Origin of the sequence: Kitasatospora sp. NPDC101801, from assembly GCF_044766665.1 — a bacterium.
Classification (GTDB): Bacteria; Actinomycetota; Actinomycetes; order Streptomycetales; family Streptomycetaceae; genus Kitasatospora.
Genome location: NZ_JBIWML010000001.1, coordinates 1 through 18,740 on the forward strand (window position 1 = coordinate 1; position 18,740 = coordinate 18,740).

18 protein-coding genes are annotated in these 18,740 nt (G+C 72.7%); 6 read left to right on the plus strand and 12 right to left on the minus strand.

Annotated features, from left to right (window positions below; all coding sequences use genetic code 11):
* Positions 1-178: 178 nt before the first annotated feature.
* The 3 genes from ACIRPK_RS00005 to ACIRPK_RS00015 form a co-directional block, all read right to left on the minus strand.
* Positions 179-583 (minus strand): ATP-binding protein, encoded by a 405-nt coding sequence (locus ACIRPK_RS00005; RefSeq protein ID WP_403030575.1) that lies wholly within the window; start codon positions 581-583, stop codon positions 179-181.
* A 79-nt stretch (positions 584-662) separates the two neighbouring features.
* Complete coding sequence (locus ACIRPK_RS00010; protein ID WP_403030578.1) at positions 663-1,262, minus strand: hypothetical protein; 600 nt, start codon at positions 1,260-1,262, stop codon at positions 663-665.
* A gap of 37 nt (positions 1,263-1,299) precedes the next feature.
* The gene (locus tag ACIRPK_RS00015; RefSeq protein ID WP_403030581.1) at positions 1,300-1,833 is read right to left on the minus strand and encodes a hypothetical protein; all 534 of its coding nucleotides are present in this window, start codon (positions 1,831-1,833) and stop codon (positions 1,300-1,302) included.
* Between the two features lie 185 nt (positions 1,834-2,018).
* Here ACIRPK_RS00015 and ACIRPK_RS00020 point away from each other — a divergent pair, with 185 nt between their 5' ends.
* On the plus strand, positions 2,019-2,567 hold the full coding sequence (locus ACIRPK_RS00020; RefSeq protein ID WP_403030584.1) for an OsmC family protein: 549 nt from the start codon (positions 2,019-2,021) through the stop codon (positions 2,565-2,567).
* Here the strand turns inward: ACIRPK_RS00020 and ACIRPK_RS00025 are convergent.
* From ACIRPK_RS00025 to ACIRPK_RS00035, 3 genes are all read right to left on the minus strand, one after another.
* Positions 2,548-4,149: a hypothetical protein gene (locus ACIRPK_RS00025; RefSeq protein WP_403030585.1), complete on the minus strand. Its 1,602-nt coding sequence runs from the start codon at positions 4,147-4,149 to the stop codon at positions 2,548-2,550. The two genes, ACIRPK_RS00020 and ACIRPK_RS00025, sit on opposite strands and share 20 nt — an antisense overlap.
* A 178-nt stretch (positions 4,150-4,327) precedes the next feature.
* Positions 4,328-5,248, minus strand: coding sequence for a C40 family peptidase (locus ACIRPK_RS00030; protein WP_403030588.1), 921 nt, complete (start codon positions 5,246-5,248; stop codon positions 4,328-4,330).
* A 91-nt stretch (positions 5,249-5,339) separates the two neighbouring features.
* Positions 5,340-5,942: a TetR family transcriptional regulator gene (locus ACIRPK_RS00035; protein WP_403030591.1), complete on the minus strand. Its 603-nt coding sequence runs from the start codon at positions 5,940-5,942 to the stop codon at positions 5,340-5,342.
* Positions 5,943-6,107: 165 nt separating this feature from the next.
* Between ACIRPK_RS00035 and ACIRPK_RS00040 the strand changes: the two genes are divergently transcribed.
* Both ACIRPK_RS00040 and ACIRPK_RS00045 read left to right on the plus strand, forming a co-directional pair.
* Positions 6,108-8,003 (plus strand): glycoside hydrolase family 3 protein, encoded by a 1,896-nt coding sequence (locus ACIRPK_RS00040; protein ID WP_403030594.1) that lies wholly within the window; start codon positions 6,108-6,110, stop codon positions 8,001-8,003.
* Between the two features lie 61 nt (positions 8,004-8,064).
* On the plus strand, positions 8,065-10,206 hold the full coding sequence (locus ACIRPK_RS00045; protein WP_403032674.1) for an RICIN domain-containing protein: 2,142 nt from the start codon (positions 8,065-8,067) through the stop codon (positions 10,204-10,206).
* Positions 10,207-10,212: 6 nt separating this feature from the next.
* Here the strand turns inward: ACIRPK_RS00045 and ACIRPK_RS00050 are convergent, their stop codons facing one another.
* Positions 10,213-10,929: a hypothetical protein gene (locus ACIRPK_RS00050; protein WP_403030597.1), complete on the minus strand. Its 717-nt coding sequence runs from the start codon at positions 10,927-10,929 to the stop codon at positions 10,213-10,215.
* A 154-nt stretch (positions 10,930-11,083) separates the two neighbouring features.
* Between ACIRPK_RS00050 and bioB the strand changes: the two genes are divergently transcribed.
* The 3 genes from bioB to bioD all read left to right on the plus strand — a co-directional run bounded on the left by bioB (position 11,084) and on the right by bioD (position 14,326).
* Positions 11,084-12,307 (plus strand): biotin synthase BioB, encoded by a 1,224-nt coding sequence (gene bioB, locus ACIRPK_RS00055; protein WP_403030600.1) that lies wholly within the window; start codon positions 11,084-11,086, stop codon positions 12,305-12,307.
* Between the two features lie 67 nt (positions 12,308-12,374).
* Entirely contained in the window at positions 12,375-13,607 is a 1,233-nt protein-coding gene (locus ACIRPK_RS00060; protein WP_403032676.1) for an adenosylmethionine--8-amino-7-oxononanoate transaminase, read from the plus strand.
* Entirely contained in the window at positions 13,604-14,326 is a 723-nt protein-coding gene (bioD, locus tag ACIRPK_RS00065) for a dethiobiotin synthase (protein ID WP_403030603.1), read from the plus strand. The genes ACIRPK_RS00060 and bioD overlap by 4 nt, the downstream gene beginning before the upstream one ends.
* An 11-nt stretch (positions 14,327-14,337) precedes the next feature.
* Here bioD and ACIRPK_RS00070 read toward each other — a convergent pair whose 3' ends face one another.
* The 5 genes from ACIRPK_RS00070 to ACIRPK_RS00090 form a co-directional block, all read right to left on the minus strand.
* Positions 14,338-14,970, minus strand: a complete 633-nt coding sequence (locus ACIRPK_RS00070) for a class F sortase (protein ID WP_403030605.1) — start codon at positions 14,968-14,970, stop codon at positions 14,338-14,340.
* Between the two features lie 64 nt (positions 14,971-15,034).
* A complete protein-coding gene (locus ACIRPK_RS00075; protein WP_403030608.1) occupies positions 15,035-15,481 on the minus strand; it encodes an excalibur calcium-binding domain-containing protein in 447 nt (148 codons plus the stop codon).
* 117 nt (positions 15,482-15,598) lie between these two features.
* Positions 15,599-16,660 (minus strand): LacI family DNA-binding transcriptional regulator, encoded by a 1,062-nt coding sequence (locus ACIRPK_RS00080; RefSeq protein ID WP_403030611.1) that lies wholly within the window; start codon positions 16,658-16,660, stop codon positions 15,599-15,601.
* A 55-nt stretch (positions 16,661-16,715) separates the two neighbouring features.
* Positions 16,716-17,255: a hypothetical protein gene (locus ACIRPK_RS00085; protein WP_403030613.1), complete on the minus strand. Its 540-nt coding sequence runs from the start codon at positions 17,253-17,255 to the stop codon at positions 16,716-16,718.
* Between the two features lie 80 nt (positions 17,256-17,335).
* A complete protein-coding gene (locus ACIRPK_RS00090) occupies positions 17,336-18,727 on the minus strand; it encodes a DUF1996 domain-containing protein (RefSeq protein WP_403030616.1) in 1,392 nt (463 codons plus the stop codon).
* Positions 18,728-18,740: the final 13 nt, after the last annotated feature.

An 18,740-nucleotide genomic window follows, 5' to 3' on the forward strand; every position in this document is an offset into this window, starting at 1 on the left:
GGGAAGCTGACGGCGGCCCAGCTCGACGAGGCGCTGGACGTACTGCGGATGACGCACCCCTGACCCCCCGAGAGGGGGACCGGACGCACCGGTGGGGGGGGGGGGGCCCGCCCCCCCCCCCCCCCCCCCCCCCCCCCCCCCCCCCCCCGGACCGGCGCCACCCGGCACCCCGGCCCCGTCACGGGTGGAACCGGGCGGTGACGGTCTTGCCGGACGGGTTGGTCCTGGTCTGCCAGTCGTCGGCGAGGGCGTCGATCAGCGCCATGCCCCGGCCCGAGGTGGCCTCGGGGTCCGCCTCCCGTGGCCGGGGGGCCTCGGGAGAGGCGTCGTGCACGCTGACGTACAGAAAGCTCCCGTCCCAGGTGAGGACGAGGTCGGCGTCGCTGGCGGCATGCTGGTGGGCGTTGGTGATGAGCTCCGAGACGGTCAGGACGACCGCGTCGGCCGACTCCGGCGCGTGCTCCGTCCAGCCGAGCGCGTCGAGGTGCTGCCGTGCCCAGGCCCGCCCGTTGCGGACCCCGCCCGACACCGGGAACACCCGGGCCCAGCCGAACGCCCGCAACACCGGCTGCTGCTCGTCCATCCCACCGCTCCCTCCGTCGCCGAACTCCCGTCGCCCGCCTGCGCACCGGGTCACTTGACGCCGTCGGCCACCCGGGCCGTCAGCCGGCCAGGCGGTCGAGGACGGCGCGGTACTCGCGCATCGCCAGCCTCAGGTGCTCGGTGCGGGCGGCATCGTCGTCCGTGCCGTCGGCGCCCTGGCGGCTGCCGTCCCGCAGCTTGCTCAGACGGAGGCGGACGGCCTCCGCGGTCAGCTCGGCGGTGCGCTCCACCAGTTCACCGGCTGCCGCGACCGCCCGGGCCGGGTCGTCCACGAAGTCGGCCTGGACGCCGGTCCATTCCTCACGCACGCCCTGCACCTCCTTCTGCCCGAGCCAGGGGCCGACGACCGCTTCGGCGCCGACGGGCCGGGCGCCCCCGTGGGTACCCTCCGCGAACCGCCCGGCGGCACCCACGGGGGCACCGGTGCCCTCCGCGAACCGCCCGGCGGCGCTCGTCGGGGCGCCCGTGCCGTCGACGAACCGCCTGGTGGCCTTCGGGATCTCGGTGGAGTGCATGGGGTCGACGATGCCGTCCGAGCGGCCGTCGGGCCGCGGCGGCTTCCGGTCGCTGTGCTTCTCGTCGCGGGGCTCCGGTATCCCGGCACGCGGGTCCGGCCGGCCCTGCACGTCGCTCTCGGTGTTCCGCTGACTGTCCGTCATGGGGTCTCCTCCTGGGGCGGGTGTTCCGGGTCCGGGCTCAGCGGGCTGCGAGCGCTCCGGTGCGGTCGTGGTGCAGCAGGGCCAGGATCAGGTCGCGGACGGCGATCATGGCCTGACGCAGTTCCTCGCTGTCGGCCTCGGGGGTGCTCAGGGTCTGCCGGGCGGCACGGTAGGCGGGGATCCGGCTGCCGTGGTCCACCGACAGCGCCGCCTCCCGGCCCTGCTCCGGGTACCCGATGGTGCCGAGCAGCGAGTCGAGGAGTTCCCCGGCCCGGGTCACGGCCTGCCGCGGGTCCTCGACGAACAGCGCCTGTAGGCCACGCAGTTCGGCCAGCGCCCTGTCCCGCTCGGCCGCGTCCACCGGGGCTAGCTTGAGCTGCCGGTGCCGGGTCAGCCGGTCGGCGAGCTCGTGCTCGGCCTCCCGGACGTTGCCGTGGTGGACGGTCACGGCGTGGGCGTACTCCGCGCCGAACCGTTCGTGCAGTCGGTGCGAGCGCAGTCGGGGCGCCATGACTGCGAAGCCCGCACCAAGGGCGAGCAGCAGAATGACGACGCCGTAGACGACCTCCATGTCCACTCCTTCTCGGTCGGTTTCGGGACGGGCCGCGTCGCGGCCACCGAACCCCGCCTTGCCCGTCCGGCGAGTTGCAAACCTCCGCCGGACCGGCCCGCCCGTGCTCCGCGTACGTTGCAGTCTTCCTACAGCCTCGTGACCGGACCGGCCGGACCGGCCCGGGTCCGCCTAGGTTGAGGGCCATGACCGACACCGCCCGCCGCCCCGGGCTCGCCGACCACCTGCTCGACAAGGGCGCCGCGATGCGGGCCGCCGCCACCCGCCGCCCGACCGGCGCCGACTGGGACGAGCGGATCGAGGCGGTCTGCGTCGCCGACGACGCGACCGGCGTGCGCAAGGTCCGGGTCGGCGACTGGTCGCTGCTCGGCGACGGCGGCCCCGACATCGGCGGCTTCGGCCTCGGACCGTCCTCACCCGAGCTGCTCTGCGCCGTGGTCAGCACCTGCCTGACCCACACCGTGCTCTGTCTCGCCGCCGTCGGCGGTGTCCCGCTGGACCGGGTCCAGGTCAGGGTCCGGGCCCGGAACAATGACGCCCGGTTCTTCGGGGTGCCGACCGAAGCGCCCGCCGTACCGCACGAGTTGGTCGCCGAGGTGGAACTGGACAGCGCGGCCGACTACGAGGAGTTGGCCGCGCTGCTGGCGGAGGCCGACCGGCGTTGCCCGATGCTGCAACTGGTCCGGGACCGGCACACCGTGGTGGTGGGTCGGGTCAGCCCTCGATCACCGTGAAGGCGAGCGGACCGGACGGGGCGGGCAGACCTGCGCCGCCCGGGTAGCCGTACATCGCGGACCGGCCGCCCGCCGAGGTGACGGTGAAGCCCGCGGTGTAGCTGCCGGGGGCCAGGTAACCGTGGAAGCCGAGGTGGAACTTCCCGTCCGCCGCCGGAGCCGCCCCACCGTTCTCGCCGCCGACCGACCGGCCCGCGGCGTCGTAGATGGTGAACGAGGCCTGGGTGATGCCCACCGGCGAGCTCGCCTCGACGGCCAGACCCAGGGTCATCGGCATCTCGCTGGTGCGGAACTCGGTCCCGCTCAGCACCGCCGAGGTGGCCACCGGATCGGTGCTGTCCGGGAGACGGGTCGACGTCAGTTCGAGCGCGGGGCCGCCGAAGGCCGTCCCGTACGCCGCGGCGCGTCCCGAACTGTCGAGCAGCGCGAGCCCCGTGACGGTGCAGTGGTCGGAGTAGCCCGGCGGCACCCAGAGCCGCACCTTGAGCGTCCCGTCGGCCTCCAGGGCCGGCGCCTCCACCTTCTGGTCGTCACAGGCGCCGTTGGCCAGCACGGTGGCCTCGACGACCGTCCCGCGCAGTCCGACCGGCTTCAGGGAGACCACGACCTCGGTCGAGTCCCTCCAGTTGTCGAACACCTTCGGGCTGACCGAGAGCTCGGTCGCCTTCAACTGCTCGTTCCGGGTCAGGTGGACCGGAGCGAGCGCCTGGTCGCGGTGCACCGCGACGTTGCCGGCGTTGTCCGTCAGGCGGACCCGGGTGATCTTCCAGTCACCGACGGCGGCGGTGGCCGGAAGCTGGACGTCGACCCGGCACCTGACCTCCTCGGTGTCACCGTTCCCGGTGCCGGGGCCGCAGGTGTAGACACCGTTGCTCCGCTCGATCGTGAAACCGCCGGTGGCGGTGCCCCCGCCCGGCCCACGGACCGTCAGCTCACCGCTGTACACGCCCGCTTCGTGGTCGGAGGCGATCACCTCGTAGGAGACGGCGACCGGCCGGCCGTCCAGGAACCGGTACACGGGCTGGCCGTACACCACGTACGCGCCCTCGACGCCCGGGCCGGTGGTGTCGGTCAGTTCGGTCGCGGTGAAGCTGTTGTGGAAGTCGCCCAGCCGGGCCCGGCCGAGCGAGAGCTCGGTGCCCCGGTCGTCGGCGGCGGTCAGTCCCACCACCGCCCAGGTGGCGTGGTCCACGGCCGCGTAGCGCGGCACCGGGAAGGCGTAGCGGTAGGTCGCCGACTGCGCCGTGCCCGAGACCAGGGTGGCCTTGGTGTCCCACTTGCGCTGGAACGCGAAGCTCACCGGGTACGCGGCGCCGACCGGGCGGCCGTCCCGGCCGAGCTGCTGGATCACCACGTTCCCCGCGACGTTGGTCGCGGTCTGCTGGTTGTCGGCCACCGTCCACTCCACGGTGGCCCGGGCGTTGCCGGTGGTGGCGTCCACCGACGCCTCCGCGAAGGCGAGCGCGGTGAGCGCCAGGCGCGGCTTCGGCGCCGCCTCCGCTCCGGTGGCGACACCCCCCACCAGCAGGGCTCCGGCCAGCAGGCCGATCGCTCCCCGGCCGACGGCTGGTCGTACGGACATTCCGTGCATGTGAATCCCCCGTTGTTCGGTGCCGACGATCTCGACGGCCCGGCGATGCTGGCACGCCGACGCAACCCTCACAACTTCATTACCCGTCCGGCGCATCACCCCAGCTGAACAGCGCCGGCCGGGGCCGGGCGGCAGGCCACCGCCCGGCCCCGGCCGGTGAGATGGTTCGTCAGCAGTCCGGAATCACCGTGCCGTTGTTGTCCTTAGCCACGTCGTTGCCCCACCGCGACAGGTAGAACGCGGACACCCACTGCCCCCCGGGACCGACATCCGGATCGGTCTTCAGCCACCAGTGGTTGAAGCTGCCCCCACTGGAGATCTCCCGCCCCCACGCCTTGCAGAACACGTAGTTGGTGCCCTGGTACAACGTCCCCGTCGCCGCCGTACTACTGGGCGAACCGTAGACCGACGCGTTCGCGAAGGTGTCGACCCAGTACTGCCCACCGCCCGACGGCGGCGGGGTGGTGGAGCCACCGCCGGGTCCGTACAGCCGGATCGAGCCGTAGTAGTCCCCGTGCGAGGAGAGCGTCGCCACCTGGACGTAGCCGCCGGAGTACGGCGCCTCCGCGATGTAGCCCTGGCCCAGGTAGATCGCCACGTGGTGGATGCTCGCGGCGGTGTTCCCGTAGAACACCAGGTCACCGGGGAGCAGCGGAGCCAGCCCGTCGCCCCGGTAGTAGCGGGCCACCGCGCGGGAGGACGGCCACTGGGTGTACGTCGTCCCGTTGATCACGTCGGCGCCGACCGCGAGGTAGTAGGCGTAGCGGACCAGGCCCGAGCAGTCCAGCCCGCGCACGTGGCAGTCGTCGGGCGCGCCGTTGGAGGCGTCGCAACTGCCGTACGAGGGCCCGGGTTGGGCGCCGTGGCCGCCACCCCAGGAGTAGGGGGTGCCGATCAGGCCGCAGGCCGCGTTGACGGCCGCCCCCGCCTGCGGGGCGGCACCGGAGGCGAGCACCCCGCAGGCGGGGGCCGCCCGGGCGGGCTGGACGCCCGCGAAGAAGACCGCCAGGGCGGCGACGACGGAGAGCAGGGCGGCGTATCTCAGCGGGCGAAGTATCCACCGCGGCACCAGGTTTACGCGCGTGGTCACAGGACCGTCCAAGTCTGTGGGGACCGGGGGTTGATGGCGGCCATTCAAGCACCGGCGCCGGTGGCGCCGATAGCCCTCGGGACCCCGCTCCTCAGTGGCTCCGCAGGTCGGCCAGCAACACCCGGACGGCCCGTCGGGTGCTCTCCGCCATGTCGACGGCGCCCGGGTCGAGCAGCCACTGCACCTGGAGGCCGTCCATCACCGCGACGATCGCGGCGGCCACCGACTCGACCTCGAACTCCCGCCGCAGCTCGCCGAGTTCGGCCGCCTCGACCAGCGCTTCGGCGACCATCGCCCGCAGCCCCCGGTAGCGTTCCCGGAAGTAGCCCTGGGCGGGGTGCCCGTCGGTGACGCTCTCCGCCGAGAGCACGGCGTACAGCCGGACGATGCCCTCCCGCTCCGCGTTGTGCCGCGCGGTGTCCACCAGGTGGTCCAGGAAGGCCAGCCCGCGCGGCCGTTCGGTGCCGAGCTGCTCGATGTCGGACTCGTCGCGCAGTGCCAGCACCCCGCTCAGCAGTGCGGTCTTGGACCGGAAGTGGTGCAGCAGCCCGGCCTGGGTGAGCCCGACCCGGTCGGCTATCTCGGCCAGCGAGGCATGGTGGTAGCCCCGGGTGGCGAAGGTCTCCATCGCGATCCGCAGGATCTCCTCGCGCCGGCCCACCCGAACTGCTCTGACGGTCTGTCCGCTCTTCATCGCCCGAGTCTACGGGCGCCACCGCCCTGACCACGGGTTACTTCACGGGTAACTTCAAGTATTGAACAAAGAGCCGCCAACTACTTACCAACCACTCGGTAGGTCTGCTTTCATGCTTGCTGCCAACGCACCTCCGGCATCCCACCCAGGACTGGAGACACCTGCATGAAACGGCACACCCTGCTCGGCGGAGCCCTGCTCACCGCCGCGACCGTCGCCGCCGGCACCCTCTCGGTCACGCCCTCGGCGGCCGCCGAGGCCACCGCTCCCTACCTCAACTCCCGCCAGCCGGTCGAGCGTCGGGTGAGCGACCTGCTGGCCAGGATGACTCTGCCGGAGAAGATCGGCCAGATGACCCAGGCCGAACGCAACGCGGTCGACGGCGATCCGGCGCAGATCACCGGCCTCGGCCTCGGCTCGCTGCTCTCCGGCGGCGGCTCCACCCCCACCCCCAACACCCCGGCCGCCTGGGCCGACATGATCGACGGCTACCAGTCCCGCGCGCTGGCCGGCCGGCTGCACATCCCGCTGCTCTACGGCGTGGACTCGGTGCACGGCCACGGCAACCTGGTCGGCGCCACCGTCTTCCCGCACAACATCGCCCTCGGGGCCACCCGTGACCCGGAGCTGGTCCGCGAGGCCGCCCACATCACCGCGACCGAGACCCGGGCCACCGGCCCGCAGTGGGTCTTCGCCCCGTGCCTGTGCGTGGCCCGGGACGACCGCTGGGGCCGTACCTACGAGAGCTTCGGTGAGGACCCCGACCTGGTCACCAGCCTGGAGACGGCGATCGACGGCTTCCAGGGCCGCAACGCGAGCCAACTCGACCGCCCCGACCGGGTGCTGGCGACCGCGAAGCACTTCGCCGGTGACGGCGACACCACGTACGGCTCGGCGGCCGGCAGCTACAAGCTGGACCAGGGCGTGACCATCACCTCGCACGAGCGGTTCCGCCGGATCGACCTGGCGCCGTACGTCGCGGCGGTCCAGCAGCACCGGGTCGGCAGCATCATGCCGTCCTACTCCAGCGTGGACTGGACCGAGGACGGCGTCGGCAACCCGGTGAAGATGAGTGCCCACCACGAGCTGCTCACCGAGGTGCTCAAGCAGAAGATCGGCTTCGACGGCTTCCTGATCAGCGACTGGGACGCGATCAACCAACTCCCCGGCGACTACGCCACCCAGGTCCGGACTGCGGTCAACGCCGGGCTGGACATGTTCATGGTGCCGTACAGCGCCGCCAGGTTCGAGCAGGCCCTGCTCGCCGAGGTCCAGGACGGCCGGGTGACCACCGCCCGGATCGACGACGCGGTCTGCCGGATCCTCCGCGCCAAGTTCGAACTCGGCCTGTTCGAGCACCCGTTCACCGATCGCCGGTACGCCGACACCATCGGCTCGCCGGCCCACCGCGCGGTGGCCAGGGAGGCCGTCGCCAAGTCCCAGGTGCTGCTGAAGAACGACCACCGGGCGCTGCCGCTGAGCCGCTCCCAGCGGATCTACGTGGCGGGCGCCAACGCCGACAACCCCGGTAACCAGGCCGGTGGTTGGACGGTCACCTGGCAGGGCGGATCCGGCGACACCATCCCCGCCACCACCCTCCTGGAGGGCATCCGCCAGTACGCCCCGGACGCCGCCTACAGCCTGGACGCCTCGGCCCCCACCGCCGGCTACCAGGTCGGCATCGTGGTGGTCGGCGAGACCCCGTACGCCGAGGGCGTCGGCGACGTCGGCACCAACGGCCACACCCTCGCGCTCTCGGCCGCCGACCAGGCGAACATCGACAAGGTCTGCTCGGCGATCGCCACCTGCGTGGTGCTCGACGTGGCCGGACGTCCGCAGCTGATCGCCGACCAACTGCCCAAGCTGGACGCCTTCGTGATGTCCTGGCTGCCCGGCAGCGAGGGCGCCGGGGTGGCCGACGTGCTGTTCGGCGAGCGCGGCTTCACCGGGAAGCTCCCGGTCAGCTGGCCGCGCACCGAGGCCCAGGAGCCGATCAACGTCGGCGACCGCGACTACGACCCATTGTTCCGGTACGGCTTCGGCCTGACCACCCGCCGCTGATCCCCCCACACATCAGGAGCGAACACCCGTGAATTCCGGACAACGGCGCTACGGCATACGCCTGTTCACCGCCGCCACCCTGCTGGCACCCGCCGCCCTGGTCGCCTCCGCCCCCGCCGAGGCCGCCGTCCCCACCGGCTGGACCACCCTGGTCAACCGGAACAGCGGCCGGTGCGTGGACGCCGCCGCTGCCGCCACCGCCAACGGCACCGCCGTCCAGCAGTACTCCTGCAACGGCACCACCGCCCAGCAGTGGCAGCTCCAGCCGACCGACTCCGGCTACGTCCGGATCGCCAACCTGAACGACGCCACCAAGGTGGTCGACGTGACCGGTGTGTCGACCGCCGACAGCGCCAAGCTCCAGCTCTGGGCCTACGGCGGCGGCGCCAACCAGCAGTGGCTGCCGGTCGAGGAGGCCGGCGGCGGCTACCACTTCGTCAACCGCAACAGCGGCAAGTGCCTCGACGTGCCCGCCGCCTCCACCGCCGACGGTGTGGTGCTCCAGCAGTACACCTGCAACGGCACCACCGCCCAGTCCTTCACGGTCGGCACTCCGGTGACCCCCGGCAACCCCGATCTCGGTCCGAACGTCACCGTCTTCGACCCCTCGATGGCCGCCTCGACCATCCAGTCCAAGCTGAACTCGGTCTTCCAGCAGCAGGAGACCAACCAGTTCGGCACCCAGCGCCAGGCCCTGCTGTTCAAGCCCGGCAGCTACAACGTGGACGCCAACGTCGGCTTCTACACCCAGGTCGCCGGGCTCGGCCTGTCCCCCGACGACGTCACGATCAACGGCGGGGTGCACGCCGAAGCGGACTGGTTCCAGGGCAACGCGACCCAGAACTTCTGGCGCTCGGCCGAGAACCTCTCCGTCAACCCGCCCTCCGGGACCGACCGTTGGGCGGTCTCGCAGGCCGCCCCGTACCGCCGGATGCACGTCCGGGGCAACCTCCAGCTGGACGACGGCGGCTGGTCCAGCGGTGGCCTGATGGCCGACTCGAAGATCGACGGCCAGGTCCGCTCCGGCTCCCAGCAGCAGTGGCTGTCCCGCAACTCGCAGTGGGGCAGCTGGACCGGCTCCAACTGGAACATGGTCTTCGTCGGCGACGTCAACGCACCCGCCAACACCTTCCCGAACCCGCCGTACACCACGGTCGGCCAGACCCCGGTGGTCCGGGAGAAGCCGTTCCTGTACGTGGACGGCGCCGGGGCGTACCGGGTGTTCGTGCCCGCGCTGCGCGGCAACTCCACCGGGACCAGCTGGGGTTCGGGCAGCCAGCCGGGCAGCTCGCTGCCGATCGACCAGTTCTTCGTGGTGAAGCCGGGCGCCACCGCCGGCCAGATCAACGCCGCGCTCGGCCAGGGCAAGAACCTGCTCTTCACCCCGGGCGTCTACCACCTGGACCAGACCCTGAACGTGGCCCGGGCCGACACCGTGGTGCTCGGCCTCGGCCTGGCCACCCTGATCCCGGACAACGGCATCACCGCGATGACCGTGGCCGACGTGGACGGGGTGAAGATCGCCGGGCTGCTGATCGACGCGGGCCCGGTCAACTCCCCGGTGCTGATGCAGATCGGCCCGGCCGGTGCGGCCGCCCGGCACACGGCCGACCCGACCTCGCTGCACGACGTGTTCTTCCGGATCGGCGGCGCGGGCGTCGGCAAGGCCACCCAGAGCCTGGTGGTGAACAGCTCCGACGTGATCGGCGACCACATGTGGATCTGGCGCGCCGACCACGGCAGCGGCGTCGGCTGGTCCAGCAACACCGCGGCCACCGGCCTGGTGGTGAACGGCACCGACGTCACCATGTACGGCCTGTTCGTCGAGCACTACCAGCAGCACCAGGTGATCTGGAACGGCAACGGCGGGCGGACGTACTTCTACCAGAACGAGATGCCCTACGACCCGCCGAACCAGGCCGCCTGGACGAACGGCGGCACCAAGGGCTACGCCGCGTACAAGGTGGCCGACTCGGTCACCACGCACGAGGCCTGGGGTCTGGGCAGCTACTGCTACTTCAACGTCAACCCGGCGGTGGTGGCCGAGCACGCCTTCGAGGTTCCGAACCGCAGCGGCGTGCGGTTCCACGACATGGTGACGGTCTCGCTCGGCGGCACCGGGACCATCAACCACGTGATCAACGGCACCGGCGGACCGTCCAACTCCGGCAGCAACGTGGCCAACCTGGTCAGCTACCCGTAGCGGTCCTCAGAGCCAGATGAACGGCGCCCGGGCGGTGAACGACACCGCCCGGGTCGCCGCGTCCAGCGAGACGTCGTTGGCGGGCGGGGTGGGCCGCAGGTCCGCGAAGCGCGAGGTGGTGACGGTCAGGTAGTGGCCGACCGACTCCACCTTGGTGACGGTGACCGGCTTGGCCGCACCGGGCGAGGGCGAGCCGGTCACCGGCGGGACGGTCCCGGGGTCGGCCGCGACGAAGGCGATCGCGGCGGCGCTGTCGGCCGCCAGCAGCTGCCCGGCCTTCTCGGCCGCCGCCTGGTCGGCGAACCTGAGCACCGTCACGCTGGTGGTCACCTGCCTGTCCTCGCGCAGGTAGCCCACCGTCACATAGCCCAGGCAGCCGGTGTCGTGCAGCACGTCGTGGGCCCGGTCGGCCAGGGTGTCGACGCAGGGCTCGCCCTGCCGCCCGACCGTGCGCAGCGCCTTGTAGCCGTCCTGCTCGATCGGCTTGGCGGCCGGGAAGTACCGTTCCGCGACGAAGAAGTCCTTCTCGGACAGCGGCTGGGACGGCGGCACGGAGTCGGAGGAGACCACCTGGGTGGTCCGCCCGGCGCCCTCCAGCCAGTCGCCGGTCTCGGTCACCACCACCCCTACCGTGATCGCCGCCGCGCCGACGATGCAGAGGGCGATGGTCCGGCGTCGGCTGCCGTGCGCCCGATGGGTGTGGCGTTCCCCCTGCGTGGTCATGGCGCAGATTCTAAACGGATGATCCGAACAGCCGACCCCCCGGGGCCGCGCCGTACCGCACCACGGCGACTGTGACAACCCGCACACGTTCCGAGAGATCTTCTGGGTGGTTCCCTCTGGCGCGACTCCACGTCACCCGGGCAGGATCAGGCTCATGGATCTGCTCGACACCCTCACCGCCAAGGGCCTGCGCCGGGAAACACCGACCCGGGAGGAGGCGCTGGCCGTACTCGCCACCACCGATGACGAGTTGTTGGACGTGGTCGCGGCCGCCGGGCGGGTGCGCCGCCAGTGGTTCGGCCGCCGGGTCAAGCTGAACTACCTGGTGAACCTCAAGAGCGGCCTCTGCCCCGAGGACTGCAACTACTGTTCGCAGCGGCTCGGGTCCAAGGCCGAGATCCTCAAGTACACCTGGCTCAAGCCGGAGCAGGCCGCCGAGGCCGCCGCCGCCGGTCTCGCGGGCGGCGCCAAGCGGGTCTGCCTGGTCGCCAGCGGACGCGGTCCGACGGACCGTGACATCGACCGGGTGGCCGACACCATCGCCGCCATCAAGGACGCCAACGAGGCCGTCGAGGTCTGCGCCTGCCTGGGCCTGCTCTCCGACAACCAGGCCGAACGGCTGAAGGCGGCGGGCGCCGACGCCTACAACCACAACCTGAACACCTCGGAAGCCACCTACGGCGACATCACCACCACCCACACCTACGCGGACCGGGTGGACACCGTCACCAAGGCGCACGGCGCCGGGCTCTCCGCCTGCTCGGGCCTGATCGCGGGCATGGGCGAGAGCGACGCGGACCTGGTGGACGTGGTCTTCGCGCTCCGCGAGATCGGCTCCGACTCGGTGCCGGTCAACTTCCTGATCCCGTTCGAGGGCACCCCGCTGGCCAAGGAGTGGAACCTCACCCCGCAGCGCTGCCTGCGCATCCTGGCGATGGTCCGCTTCGTCTGCCCCGACGTCGAGGTGCGGATCGCCGGCGGCCGCGAGGTGCACCTGCGCTCGATGCAGCCGCTCGGCCTGCACATCGCCAACTCGATCTTCCTCGGCGACTACCTCACCAGTGAGGGTCAGGCCGGCCAGACCGACCTCGACATGATCGCGGACGCGGGCTTCGAGGTGGAGGGCGCGGGCGAGCCGACCCTGCCCCGGCACCGCGCGGAGGCCGCGCTCGGCGGCGGCTGCGGCACCGGTGGCGGCGGCTGCTCCGACGCCTCCGGGACTGAGGCCGCGCACGCCTGTGGCACCGGCGGCGGCTGCGGCCCGTGCGGCGGCCACGGCGACGCTCCTGCCGCGACGCCGGAGAACGACGAACTGCGCTCCGACCTGGTCCGGGTCCGCCGCCGTGGCGCCGGCACCGAACTGGCACCGAACGCCTAGGAACTGACGCACCGTGAACACCCTCCTCGACCTCGACCGGGCGCACGTCTGGCACCCGTACGCACCGATGCCCGGCACCTCCACCCCGTACGTGGTCGAGTCCGCCGCCGGTGTCCGGCTCCGGCTCGCCGAGCCGGTGGCCGGGCACCGGGAGCTGATCGACGGGATGTCCTCCTGGTGGGCCGCGATCCACGGCTACCGGCACCCGGTGCTGGACGAGGCGGTCCGGGACCAGCTCGGCCGGATGAGTCACGTGATGTTCGGCGGGCTCACCCACGAACCCGCCGTCCGGCTCGCCGCCAAACTGGTGGAGATCACCCCCGAGCCGCTCCGGCACGTGTTCCTGGCCGACTCGGGCTCGGTGGCCGTCGAGGTCGCGGTCAAGATGTGCCTGCAGTACTGGCAGTCCACCGGACGGCCGGAGAAGCGCCGGCTGCTCACCTGGCGCGGCGGCTACCACGGCGACACCTTCCACCCGATGTCGGTCTGCGATCCCGAGGGCGGGATGCACCAGCTCTGGGGCGGGGTGCTGCCGCGTCAGCTGTTCGCGGGCGAGCCCCCGGCCGGCTTCGGCGCCGAGCCGGACCAGGCGTACGCCGGGCAGCTGGCCGCGCTGATCGCCGAGCACGCCGACGAGCTGGCCGCCGTGATCGTCGAGCCGGTGGTGCAGGGCGCGGGCGGCATGCGCTTCCACTCCCCCGGCTACCTCCGGCTGCTGCGCGAACTCTGCGACCGGCACGGCGTGTTGCTGATCTTCGACGAGATCGCCACCGGCTTCGGCCGGACCGGCGAACTCTTCGCCGCCGACCACGCTGGTGTCTCCCCCGACGTGCTCTGCCTGGGCAAGGCGCTCACCGGCGGCTACCTCACGATGGCCGCCACGCTGTGCACCGCCGAGGTCGCCGACGGCATCAGCCAGGGCGAGCTGCCGGTGCTGGCGCACGGGCCGACCTTCATGGGCAACCCGCTGGCCGCCGCCGTCGCCAACGCCTCGATCGACCTGCTGCTCCGGCAGGACTGGCGGACCGAGGTGAAACGGATCGAGGCCGGACTGACCGAGGGGCTGGCCGAGGCGGCCCAACTCCCCGGCGTGGCCGACGTCCGGGTGCTCGGGGCGATCGGCGTGGTCCAGCTGGACCACCCGGTGGACCTGCGGGCCGCCACCGAGGCCGCCGCCCGGGAGGGCGTCTGGCTCCGGCCGTTCCGCGATCTGATCTACACCATGCCGCCGTTCATCACCTCCGACGCCGACCTGGCCCGGATCACCACGGCCGTGGCCGCGGCGGCGGTGGCCGGATGACCGCCACCGTCCTGTTCGTCACCGGCACCGGCACCGAGGTCGGCAAGACCGCCGTCACCGCGGCCGTCGCCGCCCTGGCCGCCTCGGTGGCCGTCCTGAAGCCCGGTCAGACCGGCGTCACCGCGACCGAGCCCGGCGATGCCGACGAGGTCGCCCGGTTGGCGGGCCCGCACGTCACCACCCGCGAACTGGCCCGCTACCCCGAGCCGTTGGCCCCCGACACCGCCGCCCGCCGGTCCGGCCTGCCTGCCCTGAAGCCGCAGCAGACGGCCGAGGCCGTGGCCGAACTGGCCGCCGCCCACCGGCTGGTGCTGGTCGAGGGCGCGGGCGGCCTGCTGGTCCGCTACGACGCGGACGGCCGCACGCTGGCCGACCAGGCGCTCGCCACCGCCGCCCTCGGCCTCCCGGTCCGGGTCCTGCTGGTGGCCTCCGCCGGGCTCGGCACCCTCAACACCACCGCGCTCACCGCCGAGGCACTGCGCCACCGCGGCCTGGACACCCTCGGCGTGGTGATCGGCAGTTGGCCCGCCGACCCCGACCTGGCCACCCGCTGCAACCTCACCGACCTCCCCCGCGCCGCCGGCGCCCCGCTGCTCGGCGCCCTCCCGCACGGCGCCCCGCACTCCCCCGACTTCGCCGCCCTGGCCAAGTCCTCCCTGGCCCCGGCCCTCGGCGGCAGCTGGGACGCGGCCGCCTTCACGGCGGCCCACCCCGCCTGAACCGTCGCCGGTCAGACCAGGTGGGCGTACACCACGGTGTTCTCCTGGTAGCCGCCATGCGCCCGGTCGTAGCGGCCGCCGCAGGTGATCAGGCGCAGCTCGGGACGCGGGGCGGCGGCGTAGACCCGCTGTTCGGGGAAGTCGCTCTTGGGATGGTTCACCACCGCGTCCACCGTGAAGCGACCGGTGGAGCCGTCGTCCCGTGCCACCTCGACCTGCTGACCAGCGGTCAGGGTGGACAGGCCGAAGAACGCAGCCGGGCCGCGCGCGGTGTCCACATGCCCGGTGATCAGTGCGGTGCCGGTCTCGCCCGGGCTGGTGCCCGCCGCGTACCAGCCCACCAGGTCGGGGCCGTCCGGGTCCGGCGGACGCAGCGCGCCGTCCTGATCGAGGGTCAGCGGCACAAGCGGGGTATCGATGCCGAGCGCCGGAATCCGGAGCCTCACCGGTACGGCGCGGGCCAGTCCGCCGACGTCCGGCACCGCTGACGCAAGGACGGGTGGCGCGGCCACCGGCGAGACCGGGCCCGGTGGCGCGCTCAGGCCGATCTGCCAGGCACCGACCGCCAGCAGGGCGGACAGCCCGGACAGCAACCGGGGTGCTCGCGGGCGGGCTCGTCGTCGGCCGCCGACCGCCGTGGCCATCCGTCCCTCCTCCGTGCGAGGGCCGGGACGGCGGCCTGCCGTCCCGGCCCGGGCCGATGCGCGGTCAGTTCTCCCGCTTGGCCTGACGGCGCCGGAGCACCACTGCACCGCCCGCCGCCAGCACGGCACCCGCGCCGAGCGAGAGCGCGACGGGGGTGCTGCCGCCCTCGGCCGGACCAGCGCCCGCCGCCACCGCGCCGTGCGGCGCCGGAGCGGGCGGGACCAGCGGCGCGGGAGTGGCGGCGGGATTCGGGGCGGCACTCGCGACCGTGCTCGGGGCTGGGGTGACGGTGGCGCCCGGCAGACTGGCCGGCAGGTTCTCGCAGGCGATCCCGTCGTTGTCGGCGTCCAGCCGGTTCGGGTCGGAGCGGTCCAGGTTGAAGACGGCCTGCGCCTCCGGCTGGGTCCGGAACTCGGGGCAGTCCCGGTCCTGGGCCTGGGCGGCCCCGGCGAGCGGGACACCGGCGAGCGAGATCAGCAGGGCCGCACCGGCCGCAATGGCAACACGCATGAGCAGAACTCCGTACGTCGAGTGACATGACTGCCACCAATACGTCCGCACCCGCCCGGCCCCGGCCACTCGGCAGACCCACCGGCGCGAGCGCACGCCGGAGCGCGCCACCCCCTCTCAGGCGGAGCCGCGCAGCACCAGCACCGGCTCGAACAGCACCGAGGTGGCCCGGGCCGTCGGCTCGGCCAGTTGGGAGAGCAGGATCCGGGTCATCTCGGCGGCCATCTCCTCGACCGGCTGCCGGATGGTGGTGAGCAGCGGGCGGCCGACGGTCGCGGCGCTGCTGTCGTCGAAGCCGACCACCGCGACGTCCTCCGGCACCCGGCGGCCCTGGTCGGCGAGCACCGCGAGTGCACCCCGGGCCATCAGGTCGTTGGCGGCGAACACCCCGTCCAGGTCCGGGTGTTCGGCCAGCAGCCGGGTCATCGCCTGCTCGCCGCCGAGCTGGGTGAAGTTGCCCTCGGCGGACGGTACGTACGGGTGGCCTCGGCGGGCCATCTCGTCCCGGAAGCCGGCCAGTCGGTCCCGGCCGGCCGGGACCTCGGCCGGGCCCGCGATGGTGACGGGCAGTCGGCTGCCCCGGCCGGCCAGGTGTTCGGCGGCCAGCCGGCCGCCGTCCCGGTTCGCCACGTCCACGCAGCTGAGCGGCAGCGGCTCGGCCGGGCGGCCGAACAGCACGGTGGGCAGGCCGGCCGCCAGCAGCAGGGCGGGCAGCGGGTCCTCGGCGTGGGTGGAGACCACCAGCGCGCCGTCGGCGTTGCCCTGGCGCAGGTACCCGAGCACCTGCTCCCGGGCGGCGGTGTCGTCGGCGAGCATCAGCACGGGGTGCACGCCGAGCGGGCGGAGTGCGCTGAACACCCCGCTCACCACCCGGCCGAAGAACGGGTCGGTGAAGACCTGACTGCGGGTCGACTCCTCGTCGTCCACGGCGGCGCCGGTGCCCGAGACCACCAGCGCGACCGCGCCCGCCCGGCGGGTGACCAGTGAGCGGGCCGCGCCGTTCGGCACGTACCCGGTGGCGGCCACCGCGTCCCGGACGGTCTGCTGGAGGTCCGGGTCGACGTTGCGGACACCGTTGACCACCCGGGAGACGGTGGCGCGGGAGACGCCCGCGACCCGGGCGACGTCCTCCAGGGTGGCCGTCCTGCGATCGGCCGCCGAGGGTAGGGCTCTGCTCATGGGGTCGTTTATAGCACGCCGAGAGAGCGCTCTCCCACTGCTCTCCGAACTCACCTCAGTACTCCACCCAGCAGATCAGCACGGTGGTCGCGACGGTCCGCGCGACGTTCGCCCGCGAGCGCGGCGGCGCCCCGAAGGCGGCCGGCAGCGCGGTCACGTCGACCACCAGCACGTTGTTGTCCTTCCGCACCACCACCGAGCCGTCCGCCCGGGCGAAGGCGCCCTCCCCCATGCCCTCCAGCGGCGTCACCTCGCCCGCCACCACCCGCTTGGCCTCGAAGTACGCGGTGGTCGCGCCCGCGTCGGGCAGGTCCTTGACGGCCAGTCGCATGGTCGAACCGTCGGGGTAGACGTAGTCGCAGGCGTAGACGCCCTCGGCCCAGGTCGGCTGCAGCGGGCTGTGCGCGGCGATCCCGAGCGCACCGGAGATGTGCTCGGCCGTCCGCCCCGTGCAGACCAGCCTGGCCTCGTCGGAGGGCCCCTGCGCCAGGGCGGGCGCCGACCGGGACGGCGACGTCGGCGGAGCGGTCGGCGTCCCGCCGCAACCGGTCAGGGCCAACCCGATCAGCAGCCATCCGACGGACCGGTTCTTCATCGGAACTCCCTTGTGACAGAAGGACGATGCCGCGCCGGTGACCTACGAGCGGTCACCGGCGCGGCGCCGGAGCGGGCCGGTCAGGGCAGTTGGTACTGCGCGTTGAGCGCGGCGCCCCGGCCGGGCTGGGTCTCGTCGTAGCCGCGCGCGTCGCACTGGAGACCACCGATGACGCAGTGGTTCACCAGGGCGGCCAGCGTGGGCACGTCCCAGGCGTTGAAGAAGTCGTAGTGGAAGGAGAAGCCCCGTCCGCTCGACAGGTGCAGCTGGCTGAGGTCACCGCTGCCGGCCGGGAAGGCCATCTTGAACTCGATCATCGGCAGGGCCACCGGGTGCGAGGTGGGGCAGATGCCGTTGATCGGGTACGCCATGTGGCTCTTGTGGTCCGGCGTGTCCAGGTACAGACCGTTCCAGCAACTCGGCGCCTGGTAGCGCAGGTTGATCTGGGTCCCGGCCGGGCAGCTGACCGGCAGGTCGATGTTGCGGTAGCTGTCCCCGCACTCCCAGCCCGCCACGTAGCCCGGGTTGGTGGCGAACTCGGTCGCGGACGCGGTGGGGCTGCCCACCACGAACCGCAGGCCCGGCGGGAACGGCCGCACACTGGTGTAGTCGATCACGCCGGTCTTGTAGTAGATCACCTGCGGACCGACCGGCTGCACCGGCGTGCTGCCGTTGTACATGGTCGGCATCCAGTAGCCGGACTTGTCCCCCGGCGCCACGCAGGAGGTCGAACCCGCCTGCAGCGAGGCCAGCGTGGAGTTGGCGTCCGTCACGGTGCTGCCCAGGAAGGTGTGCATGTGCGAGGCGCCGGCCTGGCCCGGGAAGACGATCGGGTCGTCCGGCAGGTTCCTGGTCACCGAGCAGTTCGCCTGGAACTCGTGGAAGTAGGTGTTCGGCGGCACCTTGGTCGACGGGCTCACACCTGTCACCTGCGGATTCGCCAACACGTAGCCCGTGGTGCCGAGTTGGACCGAGCCGAAGACCTTGAACTCGTACAGCGAGTAGCCGTACCCGGTCGCCCGGGCGGTGCCGAACAGCCGGATGTACCGGCCGGTCGCCGCCAGGTTCACGGTCTGGTTGCCGCCGGTCGAGTTGGCGGTCGAGTACACCGTGCTCCAGTTGACGGCGTCCGGGGACACCTCCAGCCGGTAGCCGCTGGCGTACGCGACCTCCCACTGCAGCTCGACCCGGCTGATCGAGGCGTTGCCGCCCAGGTCGATCCGGATCCACTGCGGGTCGCTCCACTCGCTGGCCCAGCGGGTGGAGCCGTCGCCGTCGACGACCGCTCCGCCCGGGGTCGCGGTGGTCTCGATCGAGGAGGCGACCACCGGCCGGGACTGCGAGATCAGGCTGTCCGCGGCGGTCGCCTGCTGGGTGGCGCTGCCCAGGCCGAGCAGCGACAGCAGGATGGCGAACGAGGCCAGCAACGCCGTCCGGCGTGGTCTGCCTCGGGGGTGGTAACGGGTTCTCATCTGACCCTCCAGG

Bases quoted from the DNA above. Each gene is read 5' to 3' on its own strand.
- ACIRPK_RS00005 (WP_403030575.1), bottom strand. From the start codon at position 583: ATGGACGAGCAGCAGCCGGTGTTGCGGGCGTTCGGCTGGGCCCGGGTG.
- ACIRPK_RS00010 (WP_403030578.1), bottom strand. From the start codon at position 1,262: ATGACGGACAGTCAGCGGAACACCGAGAGCGACGTGCAGGGCCGGCCG.
- ACIRPK_RS00015 (WP_403030581.1), bottom strand. From the start codon at position 1,833: ATGGAGGTCGTCTACGGCGTCGTCATTCTGCTGCTCGCCCTTGGTGCG.
- ACIRPK_RS00020 (WP_403030584.1), top strand. From the start codon at position 2,019: ATGACCGACACCGCCCGCCGCCCCGGGCTCGCCGACCACCTGCTCGAC.
- ACIRPK_RS00025 (WP_403030585.1), bottom strand. From the start codon at position 4,149: ATGTCCGTACGACCAGCCGTCGGCCGGGGAGCGATCGGCCTGCTGGCC.
- ACIRPK_RS00035 (WP_403030591.1), bottom strand. From the start codon at position 5,942: ATGAAGAGCGGACAGACCGTCAGAGCAGTTCGGGTGGGCCGGCGCGAG.
- ACIRPK_RS00040 (WP_403030594.1), top strand. From the start codon at position 6,108: ATGAAACGGCACACCCTGCTCGGCGGAGCCCTGCTCACCGCCGCGACC.
- ACIRPK_RS00050 (WP_403030597.1), bottom strand. From the start codon at position 10,929: ATGACCACGCAGGGGGAACGCCACACCCATCGGGCGCACGGCAGCCGA.
- bioB (WP_403030600.1), top strand. From the start codon at position 11,084: ATGGATCTGCTCGACACCCTCACCGCCAAGGGCCTGCGCCGGGAAACA.
- ACIRPK_RS00060 (WP_403032676.1), top strand. From the start codon at position 12,375: ATGCCCGGCACCTCCACCCCGTACGTGGTCGAGTCCGCCGCCGGTGTC.
- bioD (WP_403030603.1), top strand. From the start codon at position 13,604: ATGACCGCCACCGTCCTGTTCGTCACCGGCACCGGCACCGAGGTCGGC.
- ACIRPK_RS00070 (WP_403030605.1), bottom strand. From the start codon at position 14,970: ATGGCCACGGCGGTCGGCGGCCGACGACGAGCCCGCCCGCGAGCACCC.
- ACIRPK_RS00075 (WP_403030608.1), bottom strand. From the start codon at position 15,481: ATGCGTGTTGCCATTGCGGCCGGTGCGGCCCTGCTGATCTCGCTCGCC.
- ACIRPK_RS00080 (WP_403030611.1), bottom strand. From the start codon at position 16,660: ATGAGCAGAGCCCTACCCTCGGCGGCCGATCGCAGGACGGCCACCCTG.
- ACIRPK_RS00085 (WP_403030613.1), bottom strand. From the start codon at position 17,255: ATGAAGAACCGGTCCGTCGGATGGCTGCTGATCGGGTTGGCCCTGACC.
- ACIRPK_RS00090 (WP_403030616.1), bottom strand. From the start codon at position 18,727: ATGAGAACCCGTTACCACCCCCGAGGCAGACCACGCCGGACGGCGTTG.